General features: G+C 69.6%; 19 protein-coding genes and 1 tRNA gene. 11 read left to right on the top strand and 9 right to left on the bottom strand.

The features are described 5' to 3' along the window. Nucleotides 1–15: 15 nt before the first annotated feature. The gene (locus tag JAV51_RS12250) at nucleotides 16–594 is read right to left on the bottom strand and encodes a GNAT family N-acetyltransferase (protein ID WP_197320825.1); all 579 of its coding nucleotides are present in this window, start codon (nucleotides 592–594) and stop codon (nucleotides 16–18) included. Between the two features lie 698 nt (nucleotides 595–1,292). Between JAV51_RS12250 and JAV51_RS12245 the strand changes: the two genes are divergently transcribed. The 9 genes from JAV51_RS12245 to JAV51_RS12205 all read left to right on the top strand — a co-directional run bounded on the left by JAV51_RS12245 (nucleotide 1,293) and on the right by JAV51_RS12205 (nucleotide 11,697). Further along, on the top strand, nucleotides 1,293–2,762 hold the full coding sequence (locus JAV51_RS12245) for a class I adenylate-forming enzyme family protein (RefSeq protein WP_307845877.1): 1,470 nt from the start codon (nucleotides 1,293–1,295) through the stop codon (nucleotides 2,760–2,762). A gap of 2 nt (nucleotides 2,763–2,764) precedes the next feature. Beyond that, a complete protein-coding gene (gene fabF, locus JAV51_RS12240; protein ID WP_197320823.1) occupies nucleotides 2,765–4,030 on the top strand; it encodes a beta-ketoacyl-ACP synthase II in 1,266 nt (421 codons plus the stop codon). A gap of 77 nt (nucleotides 4,031–4,107) precedes the next feature. Then, nucleotides 4,108–5,346 (top strand): aldehyde dehydrogenase family protein, encoded by a 1,239-nt coding sequence (locus tag JAV51_RS12235; RefSeq protein WP_197320822.1) that lies wholly within the window; start codon nucleotides 4,108–4,110, stop codon nucleotides 5,344–5,346. Next, the gene (locus JAV51_RS12230; protein WP_197320821.1) at nucleotides 5,346–7,025 is read left to right on the top strand and encodes a thiamine pyrophosphate-binding protein; all 1,680 of its coding nucleotides are present in this window, start codon (nucleotides 5,346–5,348) and stop codon (nucleotides 7,023–7,025) included. Before JAV51_RS12235 ends, JAV51_RS12230 begins: the two co-directional genes overlap by 1 nt. Next, nucleotides 7,022–8,728, top strand: a complete 1,707-nt coding sequence (locus JAV51_RS12225) for a fatty acyl-AMP ligase (RefSeq protein WP_197320820.1) — start codon at nucleotides 7,022–7,024, stop codon at nucleotides 8,726–8,728. Before JAV51_RS12230 ends, JAV51_RS12225 begins: the two co-directional genes overlap by 4 nt. Nucleotides 8,729–8,744: 16 nt before the next feature. Next, nucleotides 8,745–8,993 carry an acyl carrier protein gene (locus JAV51_RS12220; protein WP_197320819.1) on the top strand — a complete coding sequence of 83 codons (249 nt, stop codon included), beginning with the start codon at nucleotides 8,745–8,747 and terminating at the stop codon, nucleotides 8,991–8,993. Nucleotides 8,994–9,157: 164 nt separating this feature from the next. Next, nucleotides 9,158–9,823 (top strand): GAP family protein, encoded by a 666-nt coding sequence (locus JAV51_RS12215; protein ID WP_307845876.1) that lies wholly within the window; start codon nucleotides 9,158–9,160, stop codon nucleotides 9,821–9,823. A gap of 39 nt (nucleotides 9,824–9,862) precedes the next feature. Next, nucleotides 9,863–10,864: an ATP-binding cassette domain-containing protein gene (locus JAV51_RS12210; protein ID WP_197320817.1), complete on the top strand. Its 1,002-nt coding sequence runs from the start codon at nucleotides 9,863–9,865 to the stop codon at nucleotides 10,862–10,864. Further along, nucleotides 10,861–11,697: an ABC transporter permease gene (locus JAV51_RS12205; RefSeq protein WP_197320816.1), complete on the top strand. Its 837-nt coding sequence runs from the start codon at nucleotides 10,861–10,863 to the stop codon at nucleotides 11,695–11,697. The genes JAV51_RS12210 and JAV51_RS12205 overlap by 4 nt, the downstream gene beginning before the upstream one ends. A gap of 205 nt (nucleotides 11,698–11,902) precedes the next feature. Here JAV51_RS12205 and JAV51_RS12200 read toward each other — a convergent pair. The 7 genes from JAV51_RS12200 to JAV51_RS12170 form a co-directional block, all read right to left on the bottom strand. Beyond that, nucleotides 11,903–11,975, bottom strand: a tRNA-Ala gene (locus JAV51_RS12200). Nucleotides 11,976–12,034: 59 nt separating this feature from the next. After that, complete coding sequence (locus JAV51_RS12195) at nucleotides 12,035–12,580, bottom strand: YbaB/EbfC family nucleoid-associated protein (RefSeq protein WP_197320815.1); 546 nt, start codon at nucleotides 12,578–12,580, stop codon at nucleotides 12,035–12,037. 4 nt (nucleotides 12,581–12,584) lie between these two features. Further along, a complete protein-coding gene (locus JAV51_RS12190; RefSeq protein ID WP_197320814.1) occupies nucleotides 12,585–12,989 on the bottom strand; it encodes a YbaB/EbfC family nucleoid-associated protein in 405 nt (134 codons plus the stop codon). 59 nt (nucleotides 12,990–13,048) lie between these two features. Further along, a complete protein-coding gene (locus tag JAV51_RS12185) occupies nucleotides 13,049–14,179 on the bottom strand; it encodes a C40 family peptidase (protein WP_197320813.1) in 1,131 nt (376 codons plus the stop codon). Next, nucleotides 14,176–14,517, bottom strand: coding sequence for a hypothetical protein (locus JAV51_RS12180; RefSeq protein WP_197320812.1), 342 nt, complete (start codon nucleotides 14,515–14,517; stop codon nucleotides 14,176–14,178). The genes JAV51_RS12185 and JAV51_RS12180 overlap by 4 nt, the downstream gene beginning before the upstream one ends. Before the next feature lie 107 nt (nucleotides 14,518–14,624). Continuing rightward, nucleotides 14,625–15,437 (bottom strand): thioredoxin domain-containing protein, encoded by an 813-nt coding sequence (locus JAV51_RS12175; protein ID WP_197320811.1) that lies wholly within the window; start codon nucleotides 15,435–15,437, stop codon nucleotides 14,625–14,627. Then, entirely contained in the window at nucleotides 15,373–15,978 is a 606-nt protein-coding gene (locus JAV51_RS12170) for a MauE/DoxX family redox-associated membrane protein (RefSeq protein WP_197320810.1), read from the bottom strand. The genes JAV51_RS12175 and JAV51_RS12170 overlap by 65 nt, the downstream gene beginning before the upstream one ends. A 50-nt stretch (nucleotides 15,979–16,028) precedes the next feature. Here JAV51_RS12170 and JAV51_RS12165 point away from each other — a divergent pair, with 50 nt between their 5' ends. Both JAV51_RS12165 and hrpB read left to right on the top strand, forming a co-directional pair. Beyond that, complete coding sequence (locus tag JAV51_RS12165; RefSeq protein ID WP_197320809.1) at nucleotides 16,029–16,859, top strand: glutamate ABC transporter substrate-binding protein; 831 nt, start codon at nucleotides 16,029–16,031, stop codon at nucleotides 16,857–16,859. Then, complete coding sequence (gene hrpB, locus JAV51_RS12160; RefSeq protein ID WP_197320808.1) at nucleotides 16,856–19,327, top strand: ATP-dependent helicase HrpB; 2,472 nt, start codon at nucleotides 16,856–16,858, stop codon at nucleotides 19,325–19,327. The genes JAV51_RS12165 and hrpB overlap by 4 nt, the downstream gene beginning before the upstream one ends. 88 nt (nucleotides 19,328–19,415) lie before the next feature. Here hrpB and JAV51_RS12155 read toward each other — a convergent pair whose 3' ends face one another. Beyond that, the gene (locus tag JAV51_RS12155; protein WP_231642047.1) at nucleotides 19,416–20,162 is read right to left on the bottom strand and encodes an ion transporter; all 747 of its coding nucleotides are present in this window, start codon (nucleotides 20,160–20,162) and stop codon (nucleotides 19,416–19,418) included. Between the last annotated feature and the right edge of the window lie 25 nt (nucleotides 20,163–20,187).

The raw sequence follows: 20,187 nt of genomic DNA, 5'->3' as shown, positions 1-20,187 counted from the left end.
GTCACCTCGATCCCGTCAGAACGTGATCGGGTTCTCCCGGAGGTACTCGCGCAGCCGCCGCTTGGCCTCGGCCTTCTCCTCCGCGGGGATCACGTCCATGGACGGACCGCCCTCCAGTTCCGCGAGGCGGTAGTACTCGTGGCGCAGGATCGAGCCGACGATCGCGTCGTGGTACTCGCCGTCGAGGAAGAAGTAGTCCCGGAGCACCCCCTCGATGCGGATGTGACCGGACGTGAAGATCTGCACCATGCGACGGTTGAAGGACCCGGTCTTGAGGTGGATCCGGTGGGCGTTGCGCTGGTGGAACAGGAAGTCGATCAGCAGCATGACGGACTCGACACCGTAGCCGAGGTCCCACAGCTCGGGCACGCCGATGGCGTTGCCGACCTCGTAGTGGCCGTCGTAGGTGAGCTGCCGCCAGTTCACGGCGCCGACCCGCTTCCCGGCCTTGTCGACGACCATCAGGTACGTCATCCCACCGCTGGTCTGTGACCGAAGCTGCTCCCCGGTGACGGCGTACCGCCCGCCCGAGGAGAAGACCGACACCTCCGACGACGACCACTGGGCGAGCAGGTCCCAGTCGTCGGCAGACATCGAAGGATCGAGCGAAACCAACTGCCCCTTCATCGCGTGTCGCACGCTCCTTCAGATTGTGGGTCCGACGGCCGGTTCTCCGGCTGACTCGGACACCGTGGGCAAGCTCGGGTACGGGAAACAACGTCTGCGAGTGATTCCTGAGTCCGCGGTCACACCTTGCCGAACCGGACTCCGAAAACAGCGTCAACTGTTACCTCAGACATCCCGGGGAACGCAACGACGAACCTCTGGGAAATCCGAGGAATCACACATACCACGACGACCCAACGGGGCTACCCACAGACCTCGACAAGCCGCCGCACGCCGTCAGGAACCGCAGCAGAACGCTGTTTCTCACCTCCTGGGGGTGATCGTCCACCACCTTCCGGCACATCCCCTCACTCTCTCCAAAGATTTCGATACGACTTGACTCCAAGATCTACTGGTTGTTACTTCTTGCTAGATCGAACTACTCTGACCGGGTTATCTACGGAGGTCTCGAACACTCTGCGCAACCACGCTCGGAGACGGAGGACCCTGTGAATCCCCACCGGATCGCAGGGTCACGGAAGAGCACCGAAATGTGTCACAGAACAACTGCGCCACCTTCCGGAAAGCGTCGCGGCGAGAAGTAATGTGCAGCCTTTGTTCGACCGCAACTGTTTCTCGGCGCACGGGGTAAACGTGCCTACGATCGTCACTTGGAGGCGGTAATAGTGTCGAGTCCGGTGGCTTTACTGGGTCCGAGTGAAGTGTTGTCGAAGGCAGTCGGCATAGCGGCCGACCTCCGTCGACGTGGAATCGGAAACGCCGATCGCGTCGCCGTGTCGGCGGCCAATTCCCCCGGATTCGTGTGGACTCTGCACGCACTCGTCCGGCTCGGGTGTGGTGTCGTCCTTCTCGACCCGGCGATCCCCGAGGACGACCTGAGCCGCCATCTCCGCCGTGCCGGCGTGAGCTGGCTGATCAGCGACCTTCCGCCCGGCCGGGCCCTCGACCGCGACGATCGGCTCACCGTCCTGCACCTGGCCGACCTGGTGGAGAACGCCTCCCGGTCCGCCACGGAGCCGCCCGACGACACGGCGAGCTGGCTGAAGCGACCGGACGGGCTCGTCACCGTGTCCTCCGGCTCCACCGGAGCCCCCAAACTCATCGCACGTTCCGGCCAGGCGGTCGTGGACAACATGCGACGGACGTCGAAGCGAATGTCCTATCAGGACACCGACGTTCTCGCTCCGCTCATCCCGTTCACCCACCAGTACGGGATGTCGCTCGTTCTGCTCGCCCGCGTCAACGCGTTGCCTTTGCTCGTCACCCCGTACACGAGGATCAACCACACCCTGACCGCGCTCGCCGACCACGGCGCCACGGTCGTCGACGGCACCCCGTCGACGCTGCGCAGCATCGCGCACTTCCTGCGTCACCGCGACACGCTGCGGCAACGACTCGGCGGCGTGCGCATGTGGTGCGTCGGTGGAGCTCCGCTGCCGCAGGCCATCGCGGAGAACTTCGCGTCGGTGCTCGGCAAGCCGCTGCTCGACGGCTACGGCTCGACCGAACTCGGCAACATCGCCCTCGCCGGTCCCGACGCCCCGCAGGTCATGTCGCCGCTCGACGGCGTCCACGTCAAGATCACGCGACCCGACGGGCTGCCCTGCGACCTGCGGGAGACCGGAGAGATCTGGGTCGACTCGCCCGACCTCATGAGTGGCCTCGTGCACGACGACGGCCTGCGCCCGGCGCCCCGAGGGTGGTTCCGCACCGGCGACTTCGGCTACTTCGACGAGTTCGGTGGCCTGCACGTGATCGGCAGGCGCGGAGCGGTGCACCGACACGGCTACACGATCTACCCGGACGAGCTGGCCAGGAAGTGCGCCCAGCTCGGCACCGAGGTCTACGTCGTGCCAACCCCTGGCCGCAACGGCAACGTCCGCCTCGTGTTCGTCGTGGAGGACCCGTCCGGCGCGGACAACCGCGCCTGGCGGGCCCGACTCGAAACGCTGCTCGCCCGCTACGAAGCCCCGGACCGTGTCCTGGTCCTGCCGGAATTCCCCCGACTGGGCAACGGCAAGACCGACACCGTGCGGGTCACCGCGGCCGCCGAGGCCGCCGACTATCGCGCGTTCCGTGACACGGAGTCCAACAAGACCGTCGCCGTCGCCGGCATCCCGACAGAAGGAAGATGACCATGAGTTCCCCGACTCACGCTCGCCCACCACTGCGGAGGGTCGTCGTCACCGGCATGGGCGCGGTCACGCCGATCGGCAACAGTTGGTCCGACACCTGGGCGAACATGCTGCGAGGGGTCAGCGGGATCGCTCCCCTGACCAACATCGAGTGCGACGACCTGCCCGTGCGGATCGGCGGCGAGGTCAAGGACTTCGACCCGGAACAGTTCCTGTCGCGGAAGGTGATCCGGCGGACCGACCGGTCCGTGCACATGGCACTCGCGGCGACCGTGATGGCCTTGGACGAGGCCAAGCTGGAGATCGACGAGGAACTCGCCGAGCGAGTCGGCGTGGTGGTCGGCTCGGCGAGCGGCCCCGTGCACATGACCGCGACCGCCCGCACGAAACTGGACACCGTCGGGCCCCGTGGCATCAGCGCGTTCTGCTTCTCCGGCAGCAGCGTCGACAGCGCCGCCAGCGAGATCGCCCTCCTGATGGGTGCCCAGGGCAACGCCTACTGCGTCTCCACCGCGTGCGCGACGGGCGCCACGGCCATCGCCGAGGCGAGCCGCATGATCCAGACCGGGGAGGCCGACGTGGTCATCGCCGGCGGCACCGACGACACGCTCACCCGTGTCGAGCTGACCTCCGCCGCGATCTCCCGGGCGCTCTCCCGCAGCGACGCCGACCCGCAACGCGTCTGCCGGCCGTTCGACAAGGCCAGGGACGGGTTCGTCATGAGCGCCGGTGCGGGTGTCGTCGTCCTGGAGAGCGCCGAGCACGCCCAGGCACGGCACGCGACCGTCATCGGGGAACTGGCGGGCAGCGGCTCGACCACGGACGCCCACCACATCACCGCGCCGCACCCGGAGGGCAAGGCCGCGGTCCGGGCCATGCGGATGGCACTCGCACAGGCCGGTGCCACGACCGACGACGTCGACTACATCAACGCGCACGGCACCTCGACCAAGCTCAACGACACCACCGAGGTGCTGGCGATCCGCAAGGTCTTCGGCGACCGAGCCCCGAAGATCCCGGTCAGCTCCGTCAAGAGCATGACCGGTCACATGCTCGGCGGCGCGGGTGCGGTCGAGCTGATCACCGCGCTGGAGACGATCCGGTCCGGGATCGTGCCACCGACCATCAACTGCGACGACCCGGAAGACCCTGAGATGAACTTCGTTCCTCACCGGCCGCAGGAACACGCCGTGAGGAGCGCCATGAGCAACTCGTTCGGCTTCGGAGGGCACAACGTCGTGCTGCTCGTTCGGGAGTGGTGTCCGTGAACAGTCCGGCAAGGCAGTCGAGCACGACCGTCGCGCGGATCGGAGAAGGGATGGGTGTGCCGGGCACCGACATCGACATGACAGCGACCATTCCCTCCCCGGGGCGACGCGACACCTGGGAACGCCACGGCGGTGAGGGCCTCACGCTCGCGGCGATGAGGGTGATCCTCGATCGCTGGGACGACCTGCTCGCGACGCTCACGGAGGTCGCCACCCACTCGGCGGCCGTCGATGAGCTGCGACGCTCGGTCGCCACGCTGGCGGGCGGGCCGTGGGAGATCGAACGGCGCAAGCCGAAGCGCGTCTCCGAGCTGGCGGTCTTCCTGCCGTCCAACAACATCCTGTACTCGTACGTCCTGTTCGGACTGATTCCCGCCGGGTACGCCGACCACGTCGTCATCCGGCCCTCGGCGAGGGTGCGGGACGTGTCGATCAAGTTGCACGACATCCTGCGCAGCGAGCTGGAACCGTTCGGTCACTTCCCCATCGAGATCGCGCCGACGTCCCAGCGTGCCTTCGTACGGCGCTGTCAGGAAGCCGACGTCGTGGTGTTCACGGGACAACCCACGAACGCGGTGTCGGTGTCCGAACAGTTGCCTCGACAGCTCATGTTGTGCTTCGGCTCCGGACCGAACCCGGTCGTCATCGGGCCGGAACTCTCCGGTCTCTCGGTGGTCGACGACATCATCCGCTGCCGCTTCTACAACTCCGGCCAGGACTGTCTCGCGCCGGACATCGTCTTCGTCCACGAGTCCGTGGCCGACGAGGTGACTCGGCACCTGCACAAGGCCGTGGCCGAACTGCGGCTCGGCCCGACGCACGACCCGGAGACCGACGTCGCGCCGCTGGTGTACCCGGACGCGGTCGAGGGCATCCACGAGTTCGTCCGCGAGCACGGTCACGCGATCACGGCCGGTGGTGAGGTCGATCCGGAGACGGGATTCGTCCGGCCGACCGTCGTCGAGCTTGACTGGGACCCGTCCTTCCATCCGCCGGAGTTCTTCGGTCCCGTGCTGTGCCTGATGCGCTACCGCGACGCGGCCGACATCACCGCGTGGCTGAACAGCCCGGCCGAACGGGAACGCGGGATGTACGTGTCCGTCTACGGCGAGCCCGGCATCACCGGTGACGTCGTGGGCACCAGCGTCGTCCTGCGCGAACAGGCCACGCTCGACGCCGAGAACGGCAACGAGCCACTCGGTGGGTTCGGTTTCGAGGGCGGGCACGTCCGCCACGGCGGCACGGTGACCGCACGTCCCCTGCTGTTGTCCGCCGAGCTCGCCGCCTACGAGCCGACCACGCCCCGGAGCCGTTGATGGCGACCTCGCGCCCGTGTTGGGAGGTCGTCACCGACGTGCTGTCGGAGTACGGGTGCACGACCGTGTTCGGGCTCCCCTCCGACGAGCCCGGTCTGCTCGACGCGGCGGCGAACCGCACCGAGTTCGACGTCCGGGTCGTCGGCGACCAGCGGGTCGCCGCGTGCGCCGCGGCCGGGTACGCCATGGCGGCACGGCGTCCGGCCGTCCTCGCGGTGAACTCCGGACCGAGCTTCGCCAACGCCCTGCCCGGGCTGCTGGAGTGCGCGTCCCTGTCGGTGCCCGTGGTGGTGGTGACCACCAGGGTGCCCGCCGAGAACATCGGCCGCGGCGCCTTCCAGTACCTCGATCAGCAGGGCATGCTGGCCGACCTCGCCACGTGGCGCTACGTCGTCGACGATCCCTCAAACCTCGCCTGGGCGATGGGCCGCGCCGTTCAGCTCGCGTCGAGCGGGCGGGGCGGCATCACGCTCGTCGAGATCACCGACGAGGTCACCAGGGCCGAGATCGGCGACGAGCCACTGCCGCGACCGGTGCCCCGACCACGACCGGCCCCCGCGTGCGACGTCCTCGCCCGGGCAGCCGACCTCGTCGTCGGTGCCGAACGCCCGGTGCTGGTGATCGGCGGCGGTGCCCGGCGGGTCGAGTCGTTCCGGTTGGAGGCGCTGGCAGAGGTGTGCGCGGCGCCCGTCTTCTGCACCGCGGCGGGACGTGGTGTGATGCCCGAGGAGTCCGAGCACTTCGTGGGGCTCGTCGGCCTCTACACGACCCCACCGGCCGTCGAACTGCTGGAGGAGGCCGACCTGCTCGTCGTCGTGGGGAGTCGCTTCGAGGAGACCGCCCGCATGGGGTGGTCGAGCTGGCGGCGGGTTCCCGTCGTCCACATCGACGTCGACGACACGGCGTTCGGCGAGGGTGTCGAACCCACGGTTCCGGTGCTCGCAGATGCCGCGCTCGCGGTACCGAAGTTGCTCGACGTGCTGTCCCGTCGCCCCCACCCCGACCGTACGAAGTGGACGGAACTGCGGCAGCGGGTCCGCTTGGAGCAGAAGGCACTCGCCGACGTCTCCTTCGCCGACTCCCCCGCTCGCGCCGCGATCGGACTCGCGCAACGGCACCTGAACCCGATCTCCGTGCTCGCACAGGAGAACGGGCTGCACGACATCTGGTCGTACCACTTCCCCGTCACCGCGCTGGGCGCCGACACACGCGTCGTGTGTCCCGGCGAGCAGACCATGATGGGCTTCGGCCTCGCCGCGTCGGTCGGCGCGGCAGTCGCAGGGCGCACCGGCGCGGTCCTGGCGATCACCGGCGACAGCGCGTTCCTGCTCAGCCTCAACGTGCTGGCCACGTTCCGCGAACACCGCCTCGGCGTCGTCGTGCTCATCCTCGACAACGGGGGCTACGGCTGGCCACGCCATCTGCGCCACGCGGAGGAGGTCGACGCCTCTCTCACCGAACGTCGGGCCCGGTTCGACGTCGCGGCGCTCGCAGGCGCCTTCGGTGGCTGGGGCTGCGACGTCACCGACGAGCACGACCTGGCGGAGGCACTGACCACCGCCGCGCAGAACGCCGCACGGGGAACCTTCTCACTGATCCGCGTGCCGGTCCCCGACAGCGACGTTCCCGCAGGCATCACACACCTCGACGACAGCGAAGGTACGGGCGAGAAGTCATGATCGGATTCGTCGACGCGGTGCGCGCCTCGGCCCGGGAGCGCGGAGATCGACCCGCGTTCACCGAGTTGAAGTACCGCACCGGGACCGACGCCTCGGCCACCACCCACAGCTACGCGGAGCTGGACGGCGACGCCCGGTCCGTGGGGTCGCGGCTCGTCGGGATCACCTCGCCGGGCGCGCGCGTGGCGATCGTCTGCCCGCAGGACTACCGCTACGTGGTGGCGTTCGTGGGCTCCCTCTACGCGGGACGGATCGCCGTCCCCCTGCCCCACGTCGAGTCGTACCGACCGAACGACCGGCTCGTGTCGGCGATCGGGGACGCCGAGCCGGAAGTCGTGCTGACCACCGAGTCCACCGTGGAGCAGCTCACGGAGATCCTGCACGCCGCCGGATCGACCCCGAAGGTCGTCTCCGTCGAGGAGCTGACGTCCGTGGAGGCAGGTGACTGGACACCGGCCACGCCCGAGCCGTCCGACCTCGCCTACCTCCAGTACACGTCCGGATCGACGGGCACTCCGTCCGGCGTGCGCATCACCCACGGCAACATGCGGGCCAACACCGAACAGATCCTCGGGTTCGCCCCCTTCGTGGGCCCCGATGCCACGACGGTGAGCTGGGTGCCCTACTTCCACGACCTCGGCCTCATCACCGGCCTCGTCGTGCCTCTGTCGGCAGGCACGCACGTCGTGCAGTTGAGCCCGACCGCGTTCGTGCAGGTGCCCTCCCGATGGCTCAAGGCGGTGTCCGACTACCGCTCGTGCTGGATGGTCGGCCCCAACTTCTCCTACGACCTGTGTGTCCGCCGGGTGAAGGACGAGCTGAAGGCCGAGCTGGACCTCTCCTGCGTGCGCGGCCTGATCAGCGGCGGGGAGATGGTGCGCCCCGACAGCCAACGGGCGTTCTTCGAGGCGTTCGCCTCCTGCGGCATCTCGCCCGACATCGACGCGGGGTCCTACGGCCTCGCCGAGGCCACCCTGTGCGTCACGTCGTGGGACGACGAGTTCCGCCGCACCGAGTTCGTCTTCGACCGCGATCTGCTCGCCCGCAACGTTGCCCGTCGAGTGGACCCCGACTCACCGACCGGCCGCCCGATGGCCCCGTGCGGCACCGCCGTGAAGGACGCCGACGTCCGCATCGTCGACCCCGAGACCCACGTCGAACTGCCCGAGAACCAGGTCGGCGAGATCTGGGTCCAGGGCCCCAACGTCGCCGACGGGTACTGGCGTCAGCCGGAGCGGTCCGCCGAGGTCTTCGGTGCCGTCTGCGACGGCCTCCCCGGACACTGGCTGCGCACCGGCGACCTCGGGTTCTTCCACGACGGGCTGCTGTTCGTGTCGGGCAGGCGCAAGGACCTGGTCGTGCTCGACGGCAAGAACCACGACCCCGCCGACATCGAGGCGTCGGTCGAGGCTGCCGCGCCGGGTGTCGAATGCTCGGCGGTGCTGTCGGTCGACGACGGACGGACCGAACGGGTCGTGCTCGTCGCTGAGGTGCGCCGGGTCGACGTCGCCGACGAGACGGCCCGCGCGGAGCTGGGCCGCAGCCTGCGCAAGGCCGTCCACCGAGCTCACGGAATCGACTTCCACACCATCGTCCTGGTGCCCCGTGGCGCCATTCCGAAGACCAGCAGCCGGAAGGTTCGGCGTAACGAGTGCAAGCGCATGCTGCTCGATTCCGAACTGAAGGTCCTGGACACCGTCTGACCATAAGGAGAATTCGATGAAGACGGACGAGACCACCGCCCGACTGATCGCCGTCATCGCCGACATCGGCGACCTTCCGACCGAGGAAGTGACCCCGGAAAAATACTTCGTCGACGACCTCGACATCGATTCTCTGTCGATGGTCGAAATTGGCGCCACCATCGAGGACGAATTCGGCGTCGCCATTCCCGACGACAAACTCGCCGACCTCAAGACCGTCGGCGATCTGGCGACCTTCGTGACGGAGCGGATCGCCGCGAGCTGACGCGAGTCGATCGAGGAAGAGCGGGTGACCAGCGAGAAGGTTGATCCGGCTGCTACGATCTCCGCCACGCTCGCGACAAGATCGACTACCCCCCGTACACGCAAGACCGGTCGCGAGCATGCGACTCGACGGAGGAACCCTTGGGGACTCAGGACATTCTGGCGGTGGCCGGCCTAGCCATTGTCGACTCGACGAACTTTTCCCTCATATTGGGAACCATCTACCTGGTCGTCTCCAACAGCAGACCGATGTCTCGCGTTCTCGCGTTCGTCGGTGTCTTTTTCACGATCTATGTGGTCGCCGGCGGTCTGTTGGCCTTCGGTGCGCGTTCCCTCGAACTCGATGAAACCGTTATCGACTACATCCAGCTCGGGGTCGGCGTGGCACTTCTGCTCTACGGCTTGATCGCGCCGAGGGAGAAGAAGAACCGCGACTTCGGGTCCAACGGCAAGACCTCGGTGATCGGAGCGATCGGCCTCGGACTGACCGCCTCCGCCGTCGAGGTGGCCACGGCGCTGCCCTACTTCGGTGCCATCGCCATCGTCACCAAGGCGGAGCTGCCCGTCCCGGCCGTCGGCCTGATTCTCGTCGCCTACAACTTGATCGCGATCAGCCCGTGCCTGCTGGTGGCGCTGATCTACTCGCGGTCGAAGACGAAGTTCAAGGCCAAGATCGACGCCTGGGTGCAGAAGAAGCGGGAGAAGAAGAGCACCTCGCGCACCGGCCTGTTGGTTCTCTGTGTGGTGGCGGGTCTCTACATCACGAGCGACGCGCTGTTCCGCCTGGAGTACTTCGGGCTCGTCGACGTCCCCGAGGGCGCCAAGAACTGACGACCGGCACGGCCGGCGAACTCTGGAGGAACGAACACGATGCGGTACGCGGTCGAAGCCGAGGGACTGGCGAAGACTTTCGGCGAGACGACGGCGCTGAGCGATTTCGACATCGTGATCCCCCCTGGACGTGTCGTCGGCCTGCTCGGACCCAACGGCGCGGGGAAGACCACGGCAGTGCGAATCCTCGCCACCTTGACCCGGCCGGACGCGGGCCGGGCCCTGGTCTACGGGCACGACGTCGTGCGTGATCCCGTTCGGGTGCGCAGGCTGATCGGCCTGACCGGGCAGTACGCGTCGTTGGACGAGGACTTGTCGGGCATGGAGAACCTCGTCCTCGTGGGGCGGCTGCTGAACTTCAATCGCGCGGTGGCTCGGCGTCGTGCCGAGGAACTCCTCGACGCGTTCGACATCGTCCACGCCGCGCACCGACCGGTGCGGACCTACTCGGGAGGCATGCGTCGGCGGATCGACCTCGCCGCGAGCATCGTCGGTCGCCCTCGGGTGCTGTTCCTCGACGAGCCGACGACGGGGCTCGATCCCCGGGTCCGCAACGACATGTGGACGATCATCAGGCAGATGGTCGACGACGGCATGAGCGTGCTGTTGACCACGCAGTACCTCGAAGAGGCCGACGAGCTCGCCGACCGGATCACCGTTCTCGACGGCGGGCGGGTGATCGCCGAGGGCAAACCGCACGAACTCAAGCAACGCATCGGTTCCCAGACCCTCCAGGTGCGCATCGCTCCCGGACCAGGCGATGAGACCGTCACCCGCATCCTCACCGAGTTGACCGGCAGCCGCCCCGACTACCAGCCGGAGACCCGCACGTTCAAGGTGAGCGTGCACGACCCCGGCCTGCTGTCCGCAGTGGTCCGCCGCCTCGACTCGGCCCAGATCACGGTCGAGGAACTCGCACTTCGACTGCCCAGCCTCGACGAGGTGTTCCTCGGCCTCACCGGACAGGCTGGCAGCACCGGTACCGACGAGCGCAGCACGTCGGAGACGTCGGCAGGAAAGCGATCGGAGCCGGTTCGATGACCACAGCACCCAGTTCGTTGTTCACCGGAACGGACCCGGACACCAGGACGAGCCGCCCCGGTCGGGTCTCCACCGTCGAGAGCCTGCGTCACGTCGCCGCCCTCGTGTGGCGTGGTGCGCTGCGGATTCGCAAGGCACCGGACCAGTTGCTCGACGTCACGTTGCAGCCGCTGCTGTTCCTGCTGTTGTTCTCGTTCCTCTTCGGAGGCGCGGTGGCGGGAAGCACCGACGACTACCTCCAGCAGTTGGTGCCCGGTCTCGCGGTGCAGAACACGATCATGGCGAGCTTCGCCGCGGGCGTGTACCTGAACACCGACATCAACAAAGGGATCTTCGACCGCTTCCGCAGCCTGCCGATCCCTCGGTCGGCCCCGCTCGTCGGCGCCGTACTCGCCGACGTGGTGCGCTACTTCGTGGCGCTCACCGTGCTGCTGCTCACCGCGTTCCCGCTCGGCTTCACCATGAACACGTCGGTGCCGGCGTTCCTCACCGCGCTGGTGGTCATCGTCGTGGTCGGACTGTGCTTCTGCTGGATGTCGGTGTTCGTCGGCATGCTGGTGCGCACGACCGCGTCGGCGCAGGGGTTGATGACCATGTTCGTCATCCCGCTGACCTTCGGCAGCAACGTCTTCGTTCCCACCGACACCATGCCCGGCTGGCTGGCGACCTGGTCGGAGTTCAACCCGGTGAGCCTGATCGCCGACGTCATGCGCGGGCTGCTGCTCCGCAACGAGCTTCCCGCCTCGATCACCGGGGTGGTCCTCTGGCTGGCCGGAATCGTGGCCGTCTTCTTCCCGCTGGCGATGTGGGCCTACCGACGCCGTGTGGGCTGAGTCCTCACACGCTCTGTGCTGGCGCCGGTGAGCAGGGGCGACCCGCCTGCTCACCGGCGCCGTCCACGACGATCGACCGTTCGACACCACGCACTCCGACGGCGTCCCGAACGACGGAGTAGCCTCCGGAGACTCCGCAGACGAAAAAGACTCTGGGCGGGTACTCCACACTGTGGTGGAACACCCGCCCAGAGTCCTTCAGACGTGGAGCTAAGGGGACTCGAACCCCTGACCCCCTCACTGCCAGTGAGGTGCGCTACCAGCTGCGCCATAGCCCCGTGTTCTGTTGATGCACTGACTATACAGGGCCGCGCGAGGCACCGAGCAGGGGGGTCCCCTATCTGTCCGACCGGAGGGTGGCGGGGTCGAAGTCGTCGAGGTCGTCGAGGTCGTCGTCCTCGACCGCGAGCGCGGGACGGTCCGGTCCAGCGGTTCCGCCCGTGTGCCGGGCCTCGCGCAGCCGTTCCTCACGGCGGCGCTGGAACTCCTCCACCGTGATCCCGGGGTCGGCCTCGGGGTCGCGCGCAGGCGCGGGCATGCCGGAGAGCTGCTCGATGAGGTAGGTCACGTCCTCGCCGAGCCGCAACGCCACGGCGTCGTAGCTCGCCTGCACGGCCTCCCGCATCGCCGCCTGCGCCACCTCCACGAGCAGGGAGCCCAGCCGGTCCGGCCCCCAGTTCGCCGCCGCCGGAGCCAGCCGCAACCGCAGCAGCTTGCCCCGGGCGTCCACCATCAGCTCGACGGTGTTGTCGGCGTCGTGTGCGGTACCCGTGGCCTGGGCCATGAGCGCCTCCACCGACGCCACCGCGTCCTGTCGGGCGCGCGCCCGCGCGATGAGGTCCCGCGTGCTGCCGCCACCCACCGGCACGTGCTCGATGCTCATACGCTCACCTTCTCCCCCGCACGCTGTAGCCGCCGTCGTCCCCGCCGTCGTCCTCGTCCTCCGGCAGCGGTTCGTAGCCCAGCGACGCCAACGCGGCGTCGCCGTCGGGCCCGAGCACCGGCGCCAACGCCCGGTACATGCGGTCCCCCGCGCGCCGGGTCGCGGTGTGGGCCAGGGCCACGATCTGCTCCGCCAGCGCGTCGGTACCCGACCGGAACGCAGCGGGGGTGAGCCGCACTCCCGTGAGCAGCCCGCCAGGCGCGACCTCCACCTCGATCGCGCCGTCACCCGACTTGGCCTTGCCGGCCACCGTGCCCATCCGGGCGAACCGATCGGCGGCCTGCTGCGAGGTCCGCCGCACCTGGTCCTCGATGCGCTGCGCCTCGTGCTGCGCGTCCAACTCCCTCACTCCCCCTCGCCCTGCGACGGCCCCGCCGCCGTGCTGTCCCGCGACGTCATCGACCGCTCCTACCCGGTCGGCCGGTAGAAGCCGATGAACTGCTGCCCCTCGTTCGTGGTGCGGATCGGGTTGATGTCCACCGGGTCACCGGCCTCGATCATCAGTCCGTCCCCGATCACCATCGCGACGTGACCCGACCACACCACGAGGTCGCCCGGCAGGAGCTGGTCCTGCGACGGCACCTCCGCACCCACGGTCTGGTCCTGCGCACGCCGGGGGATTTCGAGCCCGGCCTCGCCGTAGGAGGTCATGGTCAGCCCGCTGCAGTCCAGCCCCACGCCGCGCTGTGTGCCACCCGTGACGTACGGGACTCCGACCTGGGAGAGCGCCGCGCGCACGGCCTTCGCCGCGGTCTCGTTGGGCGCCTCCACCGTCTTCCCGTTCGGCAGTTCGATCGTCACTCCGGTGCCGGCCTGCGGCGGGTCGGCCGCGGGAAGACGCGGCTTGGTGGCGGTGCCTCCACCACTGTCGCTGCTTCCCCCGCCGGAGCCACCGGAGCCGCTGGAGCCACCACCGCCGCCCCCGCCGCCGGAGCCCTGCGCATTGAACGACGACGAGACCTCGGTCGTGGCGCTGCTCGCCGTGGTGGAACTGTCCGCACCCAACGCGCCCGCGATACCCGTCAGCGCGGACAACGTGCGCTCGCTGATGTCGGCGGACTCGCCGATGAGCTCGGCGATCCGGCGCTGCAACGCGACCATGAGCTGCCGTACGGCCGCCTGGCCTCCGGTCGGTACCGGTGGAGTCTGCTTCACCGCCTCGACCGCCGCCATCATCGTGGCGATCTCGCGGATGATCTGTTCGCGGACCCGGTCGTTGTCGACCTGGCCCACCTTCAACACCTCCGCCGCCTCCGCGACGGCGTTCTCGATCTCGACGCTCTCGTCGAGCAGCGCCTGGACCTCGTTCTCCAGGCTCTCCGCGGTTCTCAGCGCGTTGTCGGTGGCCACCCCCGACGACCGCTCCGCCAACATCGCCCGCTGCGACGCGGCGGTTGCCCGCACACCGTCGAGCGCAGTCCGCAGACCCGATTGCCCCGCAGCGGCGGCGTCGATCGCGGCGTCGTCGGTGCGCAGCCGCCGCGCGAACTCGTCGAGCAGGTCCAGCGCCGCCCTCGTCACCTCCGCGATCGCGGTCACGCCAGCTCCTTGCCGAGCCGCTCGATGGTGCCCTGCTGTTCCGACTCGACGGCCTCGTAGTTGGCACTGGTGCGACGAGCGGCGTCGCTCATCGCCTGCCAGTTGCCACCGAGACGACTCAGGCGCTGTTGGATGTCGCGCATCCGCGCGACGTAGGCGTCGGAGAACCCGGACTCCTCGCCCATGACGGAGAATCCGTCACCACTGAGTTCGACGTTCGGCGACACGTGCCGGTCGGCCGCCTGCCGCACGTCGTCGCTCACGGGATCGATGCTGCGGGCGTAGTGGTCGTAGGTGCCTTCCTCGACCCGGAACCCCGCGTGTGGTGTGCCGTCCACGCTCACCCTCCTTCGCGCGAGTGCGACGCGGCCGGCTCACTCCGGTTCCCCCAGCGTGCACCCTGAGTGAAAAGGTAACGACACTCCGCGTGCACGCGAAGGGGCCGTCAGGAGGCGGCGACCACCTTGTCGAGCCACCCGGTGTCGGACAGGTCGACGATCTCACCGTCCACCACCACGGTGGGCGTACCGAAGCCGACGTTGCCGCCGCCGAAGTCCCGGTGCAGGCTCGTGTCCTCGCTGACGCGCTTCATCTCCTGCTGCAGCAGGTCGTCGTACTTGCCGCTGCGAACCCCCTCGGCGAACGCCGGGTCCGTGATACCGAGGTCGCGGCCGAGCTGGATGAGCTGCTGCTTGTCGTAGCCCCGCTTGCCCTCCTCGGGCTGCTGGGCGAACAGGCTGTCGTGGAACTCCAGGAACTTGCCCGCCTCCGCCGCGAGCAGCGCCGCGTTGGCGGAGTCCAGCGAGTACCCGGGCGGGTCCGACTGCTCCACCAGCATCGGCAGCATGTGCTGACGCACCTGGACCTGTCCCGCCGCCAGCTTGTCCTTGAGCTGCTGTCCGTACTGCTGCTCGAAGTTCGCACACACCGGGCAGAGGAAGTCCGCGTAGACGTCGATGGTGACGGGGGCGTTCTCGTCCCCGAGCACGACGACGGCGCCGTCCCGGCGCTCGGCGATCTCGGCCTGCGTGGTCTGCGGCTGGATCGTCAGCCCCTCCGTGGCGTTCTTGGAGGCGTTCGTCCACACGATCCCGCCGATCACGACGGCGAGCACCACCACGACGACACCGATGATCGCGGCGATGCGCTTGCCGTCACCGCCACGCCGCGCGGCGGCCACGGCCGCGCCGCCGTCAGTCCTGCCGGCCGCCCACTGCTGTTGACGCCGTTTCCTCGCCGTCCGCTCCGCTCCGCCCACTGGAGTCCTTCCTCGATTCGTTCTTCCGCGCGGCCTCGTCGTCCGACGTCACCGCGGCGGTCGCCTCGCGCCCGCGCCGCAGCCACCCGTCGATCGACAGCGGTGTGGTGGGACGCACCGACAACCACACGGCCAATGCGAGGAACCCGATGTCCCTCGCGATCTCCTCCGGGTAAGCCGTCTCACCCGGCGCCACCTCTCCCCCGCCTCCGAAGCACCCGCAGTCGATCGTGAGGCCACGCGCCCACGACTGCGCCACCGCGGCGATGAACGCCACCAGGAGCGCGGCGGAGGCCACCGCGGTGATCCGGGTCGCCGCCCCGAGCAGCAACAGCACCCCGAACACGAGTTCCGCCAGCGGCATCGCGGTCGCCACCACGCCGACGAGCGAGTCGGGCAGCACGTCGTAGGCCTGCACGGCCAGGTACGTCTGCCCCGGGTCGGCGACCTTGATCGCACCCGAGATCAGCCAGACAGCGGCCAGTCCGAGCCTGGCGAGCAGTCCGATGCCTGACGACAGCCGTCCACGGGAGGGGAACACAGCCTCTAGGCTAGCCAGCGCACCTGTGAGAATCGTGAGGGGCGACGGCGATGCGACGGCTCGGATGCCTGGTCAACGCGGCTGTGGCGACGATTCTGCTCACCGCCTGCGCCACCACCGACGCGACATCCGGCTCCATCACCGCCCGGGCGAGTGACACCGGATCGTTGACCATCGGGGTCCGCTTCGACCAACCGGGTCTGTCGGAGCGCCTCGTCGACGGCGACGTCGTCGGCTTCGACGCCGACGTCGCGCGGTTCGTCGCGGCGGAACTCGGGGTGGCGGAGGACGCCATCACGTGGCGGGAGACGGTCGCGGCCGAACGCGAGGAGGCCCTCGCCACGGGAGCCGTCGATCTCGTCGTGGCCGCCTACTCCATCACCGACGAACGCAGCGCGCGCGTGACGTTCGCGGGTCCGTACTTCGAGACGGGGCAGGACCTGCTCATCCGCCGCACTTCGACCGACATCACCGGCCCCGAGTCGCTCACCGGCCGCACCGTGTGCGCTTCCACGGGATCGACCTCGGCGCGACACGTCGAGGACCGCTTCGGCGACAGCGTGCGGCTGGAGGAGTACCCGCGGGTGTCCGAGTGCGTCACCGCGTTGCTCGCCGACCAGGTGGACGCGGTGACCACCGACGCCGCCATCCTCGCCGGGTACGTCGCCCGGAATCCCGAACTCGTCCGCCTCGTCGGCGAGCAGTGGTCGACCGAGCGCTACGGCATCGGTCTGCCGAAGGGCGACCACGCGGGGCGGGCGGCCGTGAACGCCGCGATCCGCAAGATGATCGACTCGGGCTCGTGGCGGGCGTCGCTGGAACGGCACCTGGCGTCCTCCGGCGTCGAGGTGACGCGGCCTCCGGAGGTCGAGGGCCCGTGAGCAACCTCGACACGGCGGTGCTGCCGGACCTCCCCGTCCGCACCGTGCTGGACGACGTGGGTGCCGCGCTGGACACCCACGGCAGCGCGGTGCTCGTGGCACCCCCGGGCACCGGCAAGACCACGCTCGTCCCGCTCGACCTCGCCAGACGGCTCGGTGGGCGGTCGACGGCACCACGCCGCGTCGTCGTGGCCGAGCCTCGCAGGCTCGCCGCGCGCGCCGCCGCCTCCCGCATGGCCGCGCTGCTCGGCGAACCCGTCGGGGAGACGGTGGGTTACTCGGTGCGCGGCGATCGCAAGGTCTCCGCCCGCACCCGGGTCGAGGTGGTGACCTCCGGCCTGCTGGTGCGGCGGCTGCAGAACGACCCCGAGCTGTCCGACACCGCGGTGGTGGTGCTCGACGAGTGCCACGAACGCCACCTCGACGCCGACCTGTTGTTGGCACTGCTGCTCGACGTGCGCGCGGGCCTGCGCGACGACCTGCGACTGCTCACCACATCGGCGACCGTGGCGGCGGAGCGACTCGCCACGCTTCTCGACGACGCCCCCGTGATCACGGCCGAGGCCCCGCTGCACCCAGTCGAGGTGGTGCACCGACCTCCCGACCGGGGTGAGCGCGTCGAGACGTGCGTCGCCAGGACCGTCCACACAGCACTGAGGAAGCACGACGGCGACGTCCTCGTCTTCCTCCCGGGCGTCGCGGAGATCGACCGCGTCGCCGAACGACTCGACGGCCTCGACGCCGACGTCCTGCCCCTGCACGGGCGCCTGTCCCCGCAACGGCAGGACACGGCGTTGACCCCGGGGCCGCGCCGGCGCGTCGTGTTGTCGACGGCGGTGGCCGAGTCGAGTCTCACCGTGCCGGGGGTGCGGATCGTGGTCGACTCGGGTCTGGCCAGGGTGCCGCGCGTCGACCACCGGCGGGGGCTTCCGGGGCTCGCCACCGTGCGCGTGTCCCGCGCGGTGGCCGAGCAGCGTGCCGGGCGAGCAGGCCGCGAGGCACCCGGTGTGGCGTACCGCTGCTGGTCGCAGGCCAACCACGCGAGCCTGCCCTCGTACCCCGAGCCCGAGATCCGCACGGCCGACCTGTCGCGGCTCGCCCTCGAACTCGCCTGTTGGTCCACCCCGGACGGAAGTGGACTCTCGTGGTGGGACCCGCCTCCGGACGGCGCCCTCGGCGCAGGCCGGACCCTGCTGGAGACGCTGGGAGCGGTGGAGCCCGACGGGCGACCCACCGCACGCGGGCGGCGAATGACCTCGGTCGGCCTGCACCCGCGACTCGCGCGCGCCCTGCTCGACGGGGCCGCCGAGACGGGTCCCCGGGTGGCGGCGGAGGTCGTGGCGCTGCTCGACGCCGGTGCCCGACAGACCGACCTGACCGCCGAACTCGCCCACCTTCGTCGCGCACAGGACGCCGCCGCGAGGCGGTGGCGACGCGAGGTGTCCCGCCTCACCGCGCTGCTCCGCGACGGTGACACCGCCACGACCGCGTCCGACTCGCGTCCCGATCCCGCCGCGGTGGTCGCGCTCGCCTACCCGGAGCGGCTCGCCCGCCGCCGACCCGGTGCCGCGCCCGTGTACCTGATGGCCGGTGGAACGGCCGTGGAGGTTCCGCCGCGCAGCGGGCTCGCGAACAGCGAGTGGTTGGCGGTGGCGGAGGCGACGCGGGAACCGGGACGCGCCCACGGCATCGTCCGGCTGGCCACGCCCGCCGACGAGGACCTCGCCCTACGGGCGGGCGCGACGTTGGTCGACGAGACCGACGAGGTCGTGTGGTCGGACGGTGACGTCGTCGCGCGGCGGGTGCGGCGGCTCGGTGCCGTGACCCTGTCCGAACGGCCTCTTCCCGACCCCGATCCGAGGGCCGTGCGGGCGGCGCTGACCGACGGGCTGAGGAAGGAAGGGCTGCGGCTGCTTCCCTGGCCCGACGAGGCCGTACGCCTGCGGCACCGTCTGGCGTTCCTCCACGAACGCCGGGGCGCGCCCTGGCCCGCCGTGTCGGACGAGGCGCTGCTCGCCGACGTCGACTTCTGGCTCGCCCCGGAACTCGACACCGCTCGCCGCAGAGCCGACCTCGCGACCGTCGACACCGTGGCAGCGCTCCGACGGATGCTGCCGTGGCCGGAGGCGGCCCGACTCGACGAACTCGCCCCGGAGCGCCTCGACGTGCCCTCGGGCTCACGCATTCGGGTCGACTACTCCGGCGCCGAACCCGTGCTCGCGGTGAAGCTGCAGGAGACGTTCGGGTGGCGCGCCACCCCGAGGATCGTCGACGGCACCGTGCCCGTGGTGCTGCACCTGCTGTCGCCCGCCGGGCGACCGGCTGCCGTGACGTCCGATCTGGAGTCGTTCTGGCACAACGGCTACGCCTCCGTCCGCGCGGAACTCCGTGGCCGCTATCCGAAACACCCCTGGCCCGCCGACCCCCTCACGGCCGAACCGACCCGTCGCACGACCCGCCGCCGCTGACCCCCGCACGCATGCCCGCGACGCAGGCACGCATGCCCGCAACGTGCGACGCGAAGACGCGTGCGCAGCTCGCGGACACGCCCGGGAGTCAGGCATCACGCTCGTGCAGGCCCGAGGCCACGGCGCTCCGGATCTGCCTCTGGTTCTCCCGCACCGCGTGGGTGAAGAACACGTCCGCGCGCGGATCGGTCAATACGTCGAGGATCACCCGGATGGTCGTGTCCACGACGGACCGGAGCACGTCCTCACCGAACGGCAGTCGCGAGAGCTTGCCCGCCTGCGGGTCGTTCTTCACCTTCTCCGTCACCAGATCGCGGAGGAGCTCACGATGCTCGTCGACCGACCGCGCGATGTTGTGCGGGTACCGCCCGGTCTCCAGCACCTTCGCCACCTCGTCCAGCACGGCCACGGTCACGGGCTTCTTGATGGCCGCGACGATGGGCCGCGAGAAGCGCTCGACGAGCCGCTGGGTCGCCCGCTCCCCGAGGACGCGGTCGGTGGTGCGCGCGAGCCGGGAGATCACGGCGACGACGCGCAGCAGCCGGAACCCTCGCAACGCCGGATGCGCGAGGGGGATCATGCCGAGGACCTCGTACCAGTGCCGGAGCGGGAACCGACCGGTCCAGCCCGCCGCACGCCACCGCCACAGGAACTCCACGGCGAACACGCCGCACACCACCGCGTCGACCACGAAGACGACCGTCGCGGCCTCCTCGTCGACGTCGAAGAACGTCACGTACGTGAGCAGCCCCACCGAGACCAGCGCGAGCGCCAGCATCGCGACGTCCACGGCCCAGGTGGCGGAAGCACGGGTGCGCAGGCCGACCGAGTCCATGCGCGGCATTGTGCCGAGCAGGCCG

Origin of the sequence: Saccharomonospora sp. NB11, from assembly GCF_015910535.1 — a bacterium.
Lineage (GTDB): Bacteria > Actinomycetota > Actinomycetes > Mycobacteriales > Pseudonocardiaceae > Saccharomonospora.
This window is presented reverse-complemented; position numbering and strand designations above follow the sequence as displayed.

Coding starts and splice junctions, on each gene's coding strand:
- JAV51_RS12230 (WP_197320821.1), top strand. CDS start 5,346: ATGGCGACCTCGCGCCCGTGTTGGGAGGTCGTCACCGACGTGCTGTCG.
- JAV51_RS12155 (WP_231642047.1), bottom strand. CDS start 20,162: ATGGACTCGGTCGGCCTGCGCACCCGTGCTTCCGCCACCTGGGCCGTG.
- JAV51_RS12220 (WP_197320819.1), top strand. CDS start 8,745: ATGAAGACGGACGAGACCACCGCCCGACTGATCGCCGTCATCGCCGAC.
- JAV51_RS12225 (WP_197320820.1), top strand. CDS start 7,022: ATGATCGGATTCGTCGACGCGGTGCGCGCCTCGGCCCGGGAGCGCGGA.
- JAV51_RS12250 (WP_197320825.1), bottom strand. CDS start 594: ATGTCTGCCGACGACTGGGACCTGCTCGCCCAGTGGTCGTCGTCGGAG.
- JAV51_RS12195 (WP_197320815.1), bottom strand. CDS start 12,580: ATGAGCATCGAGCACGTGCCGGTGGGTGGCGGCAGCACGCGGGACCTC.
- JAV51_RS12235 (WP_197320822.1), top strand. CDS start 4,108: ATGACAGCGACCATTCCCTCCCCGGGGCGACGCGACACCTGGGAACGC.
- JAV51_RS12165 (WP_197320809.1), top strand. CDS start 16,029: ATGCGACGGCTCGGATGCCTGGTCAACGCGGCTGTGGCGACGATTCTG.
- JAV51_RS12210 (WP_197320817.1), top strand. CDS start 9,863: ATGCGGTACGCGGTCGAAGCCGAGGGACTGGCGAAGACTTTCGGCGAG.
- JAV51_RS12205 (WP_197320816.1), top strand. CDS start 10,861: ATGACCACAGCACCCAGTTCGTTGTTCACCGGAACGGACCCGGACACC.
- fabF (WP_197320823.1), top strand. CDS start 2,765: ATGAGTTCCCCGACTCACGCTCGCCCACCACTGCGGAGGGTCGTCGTC.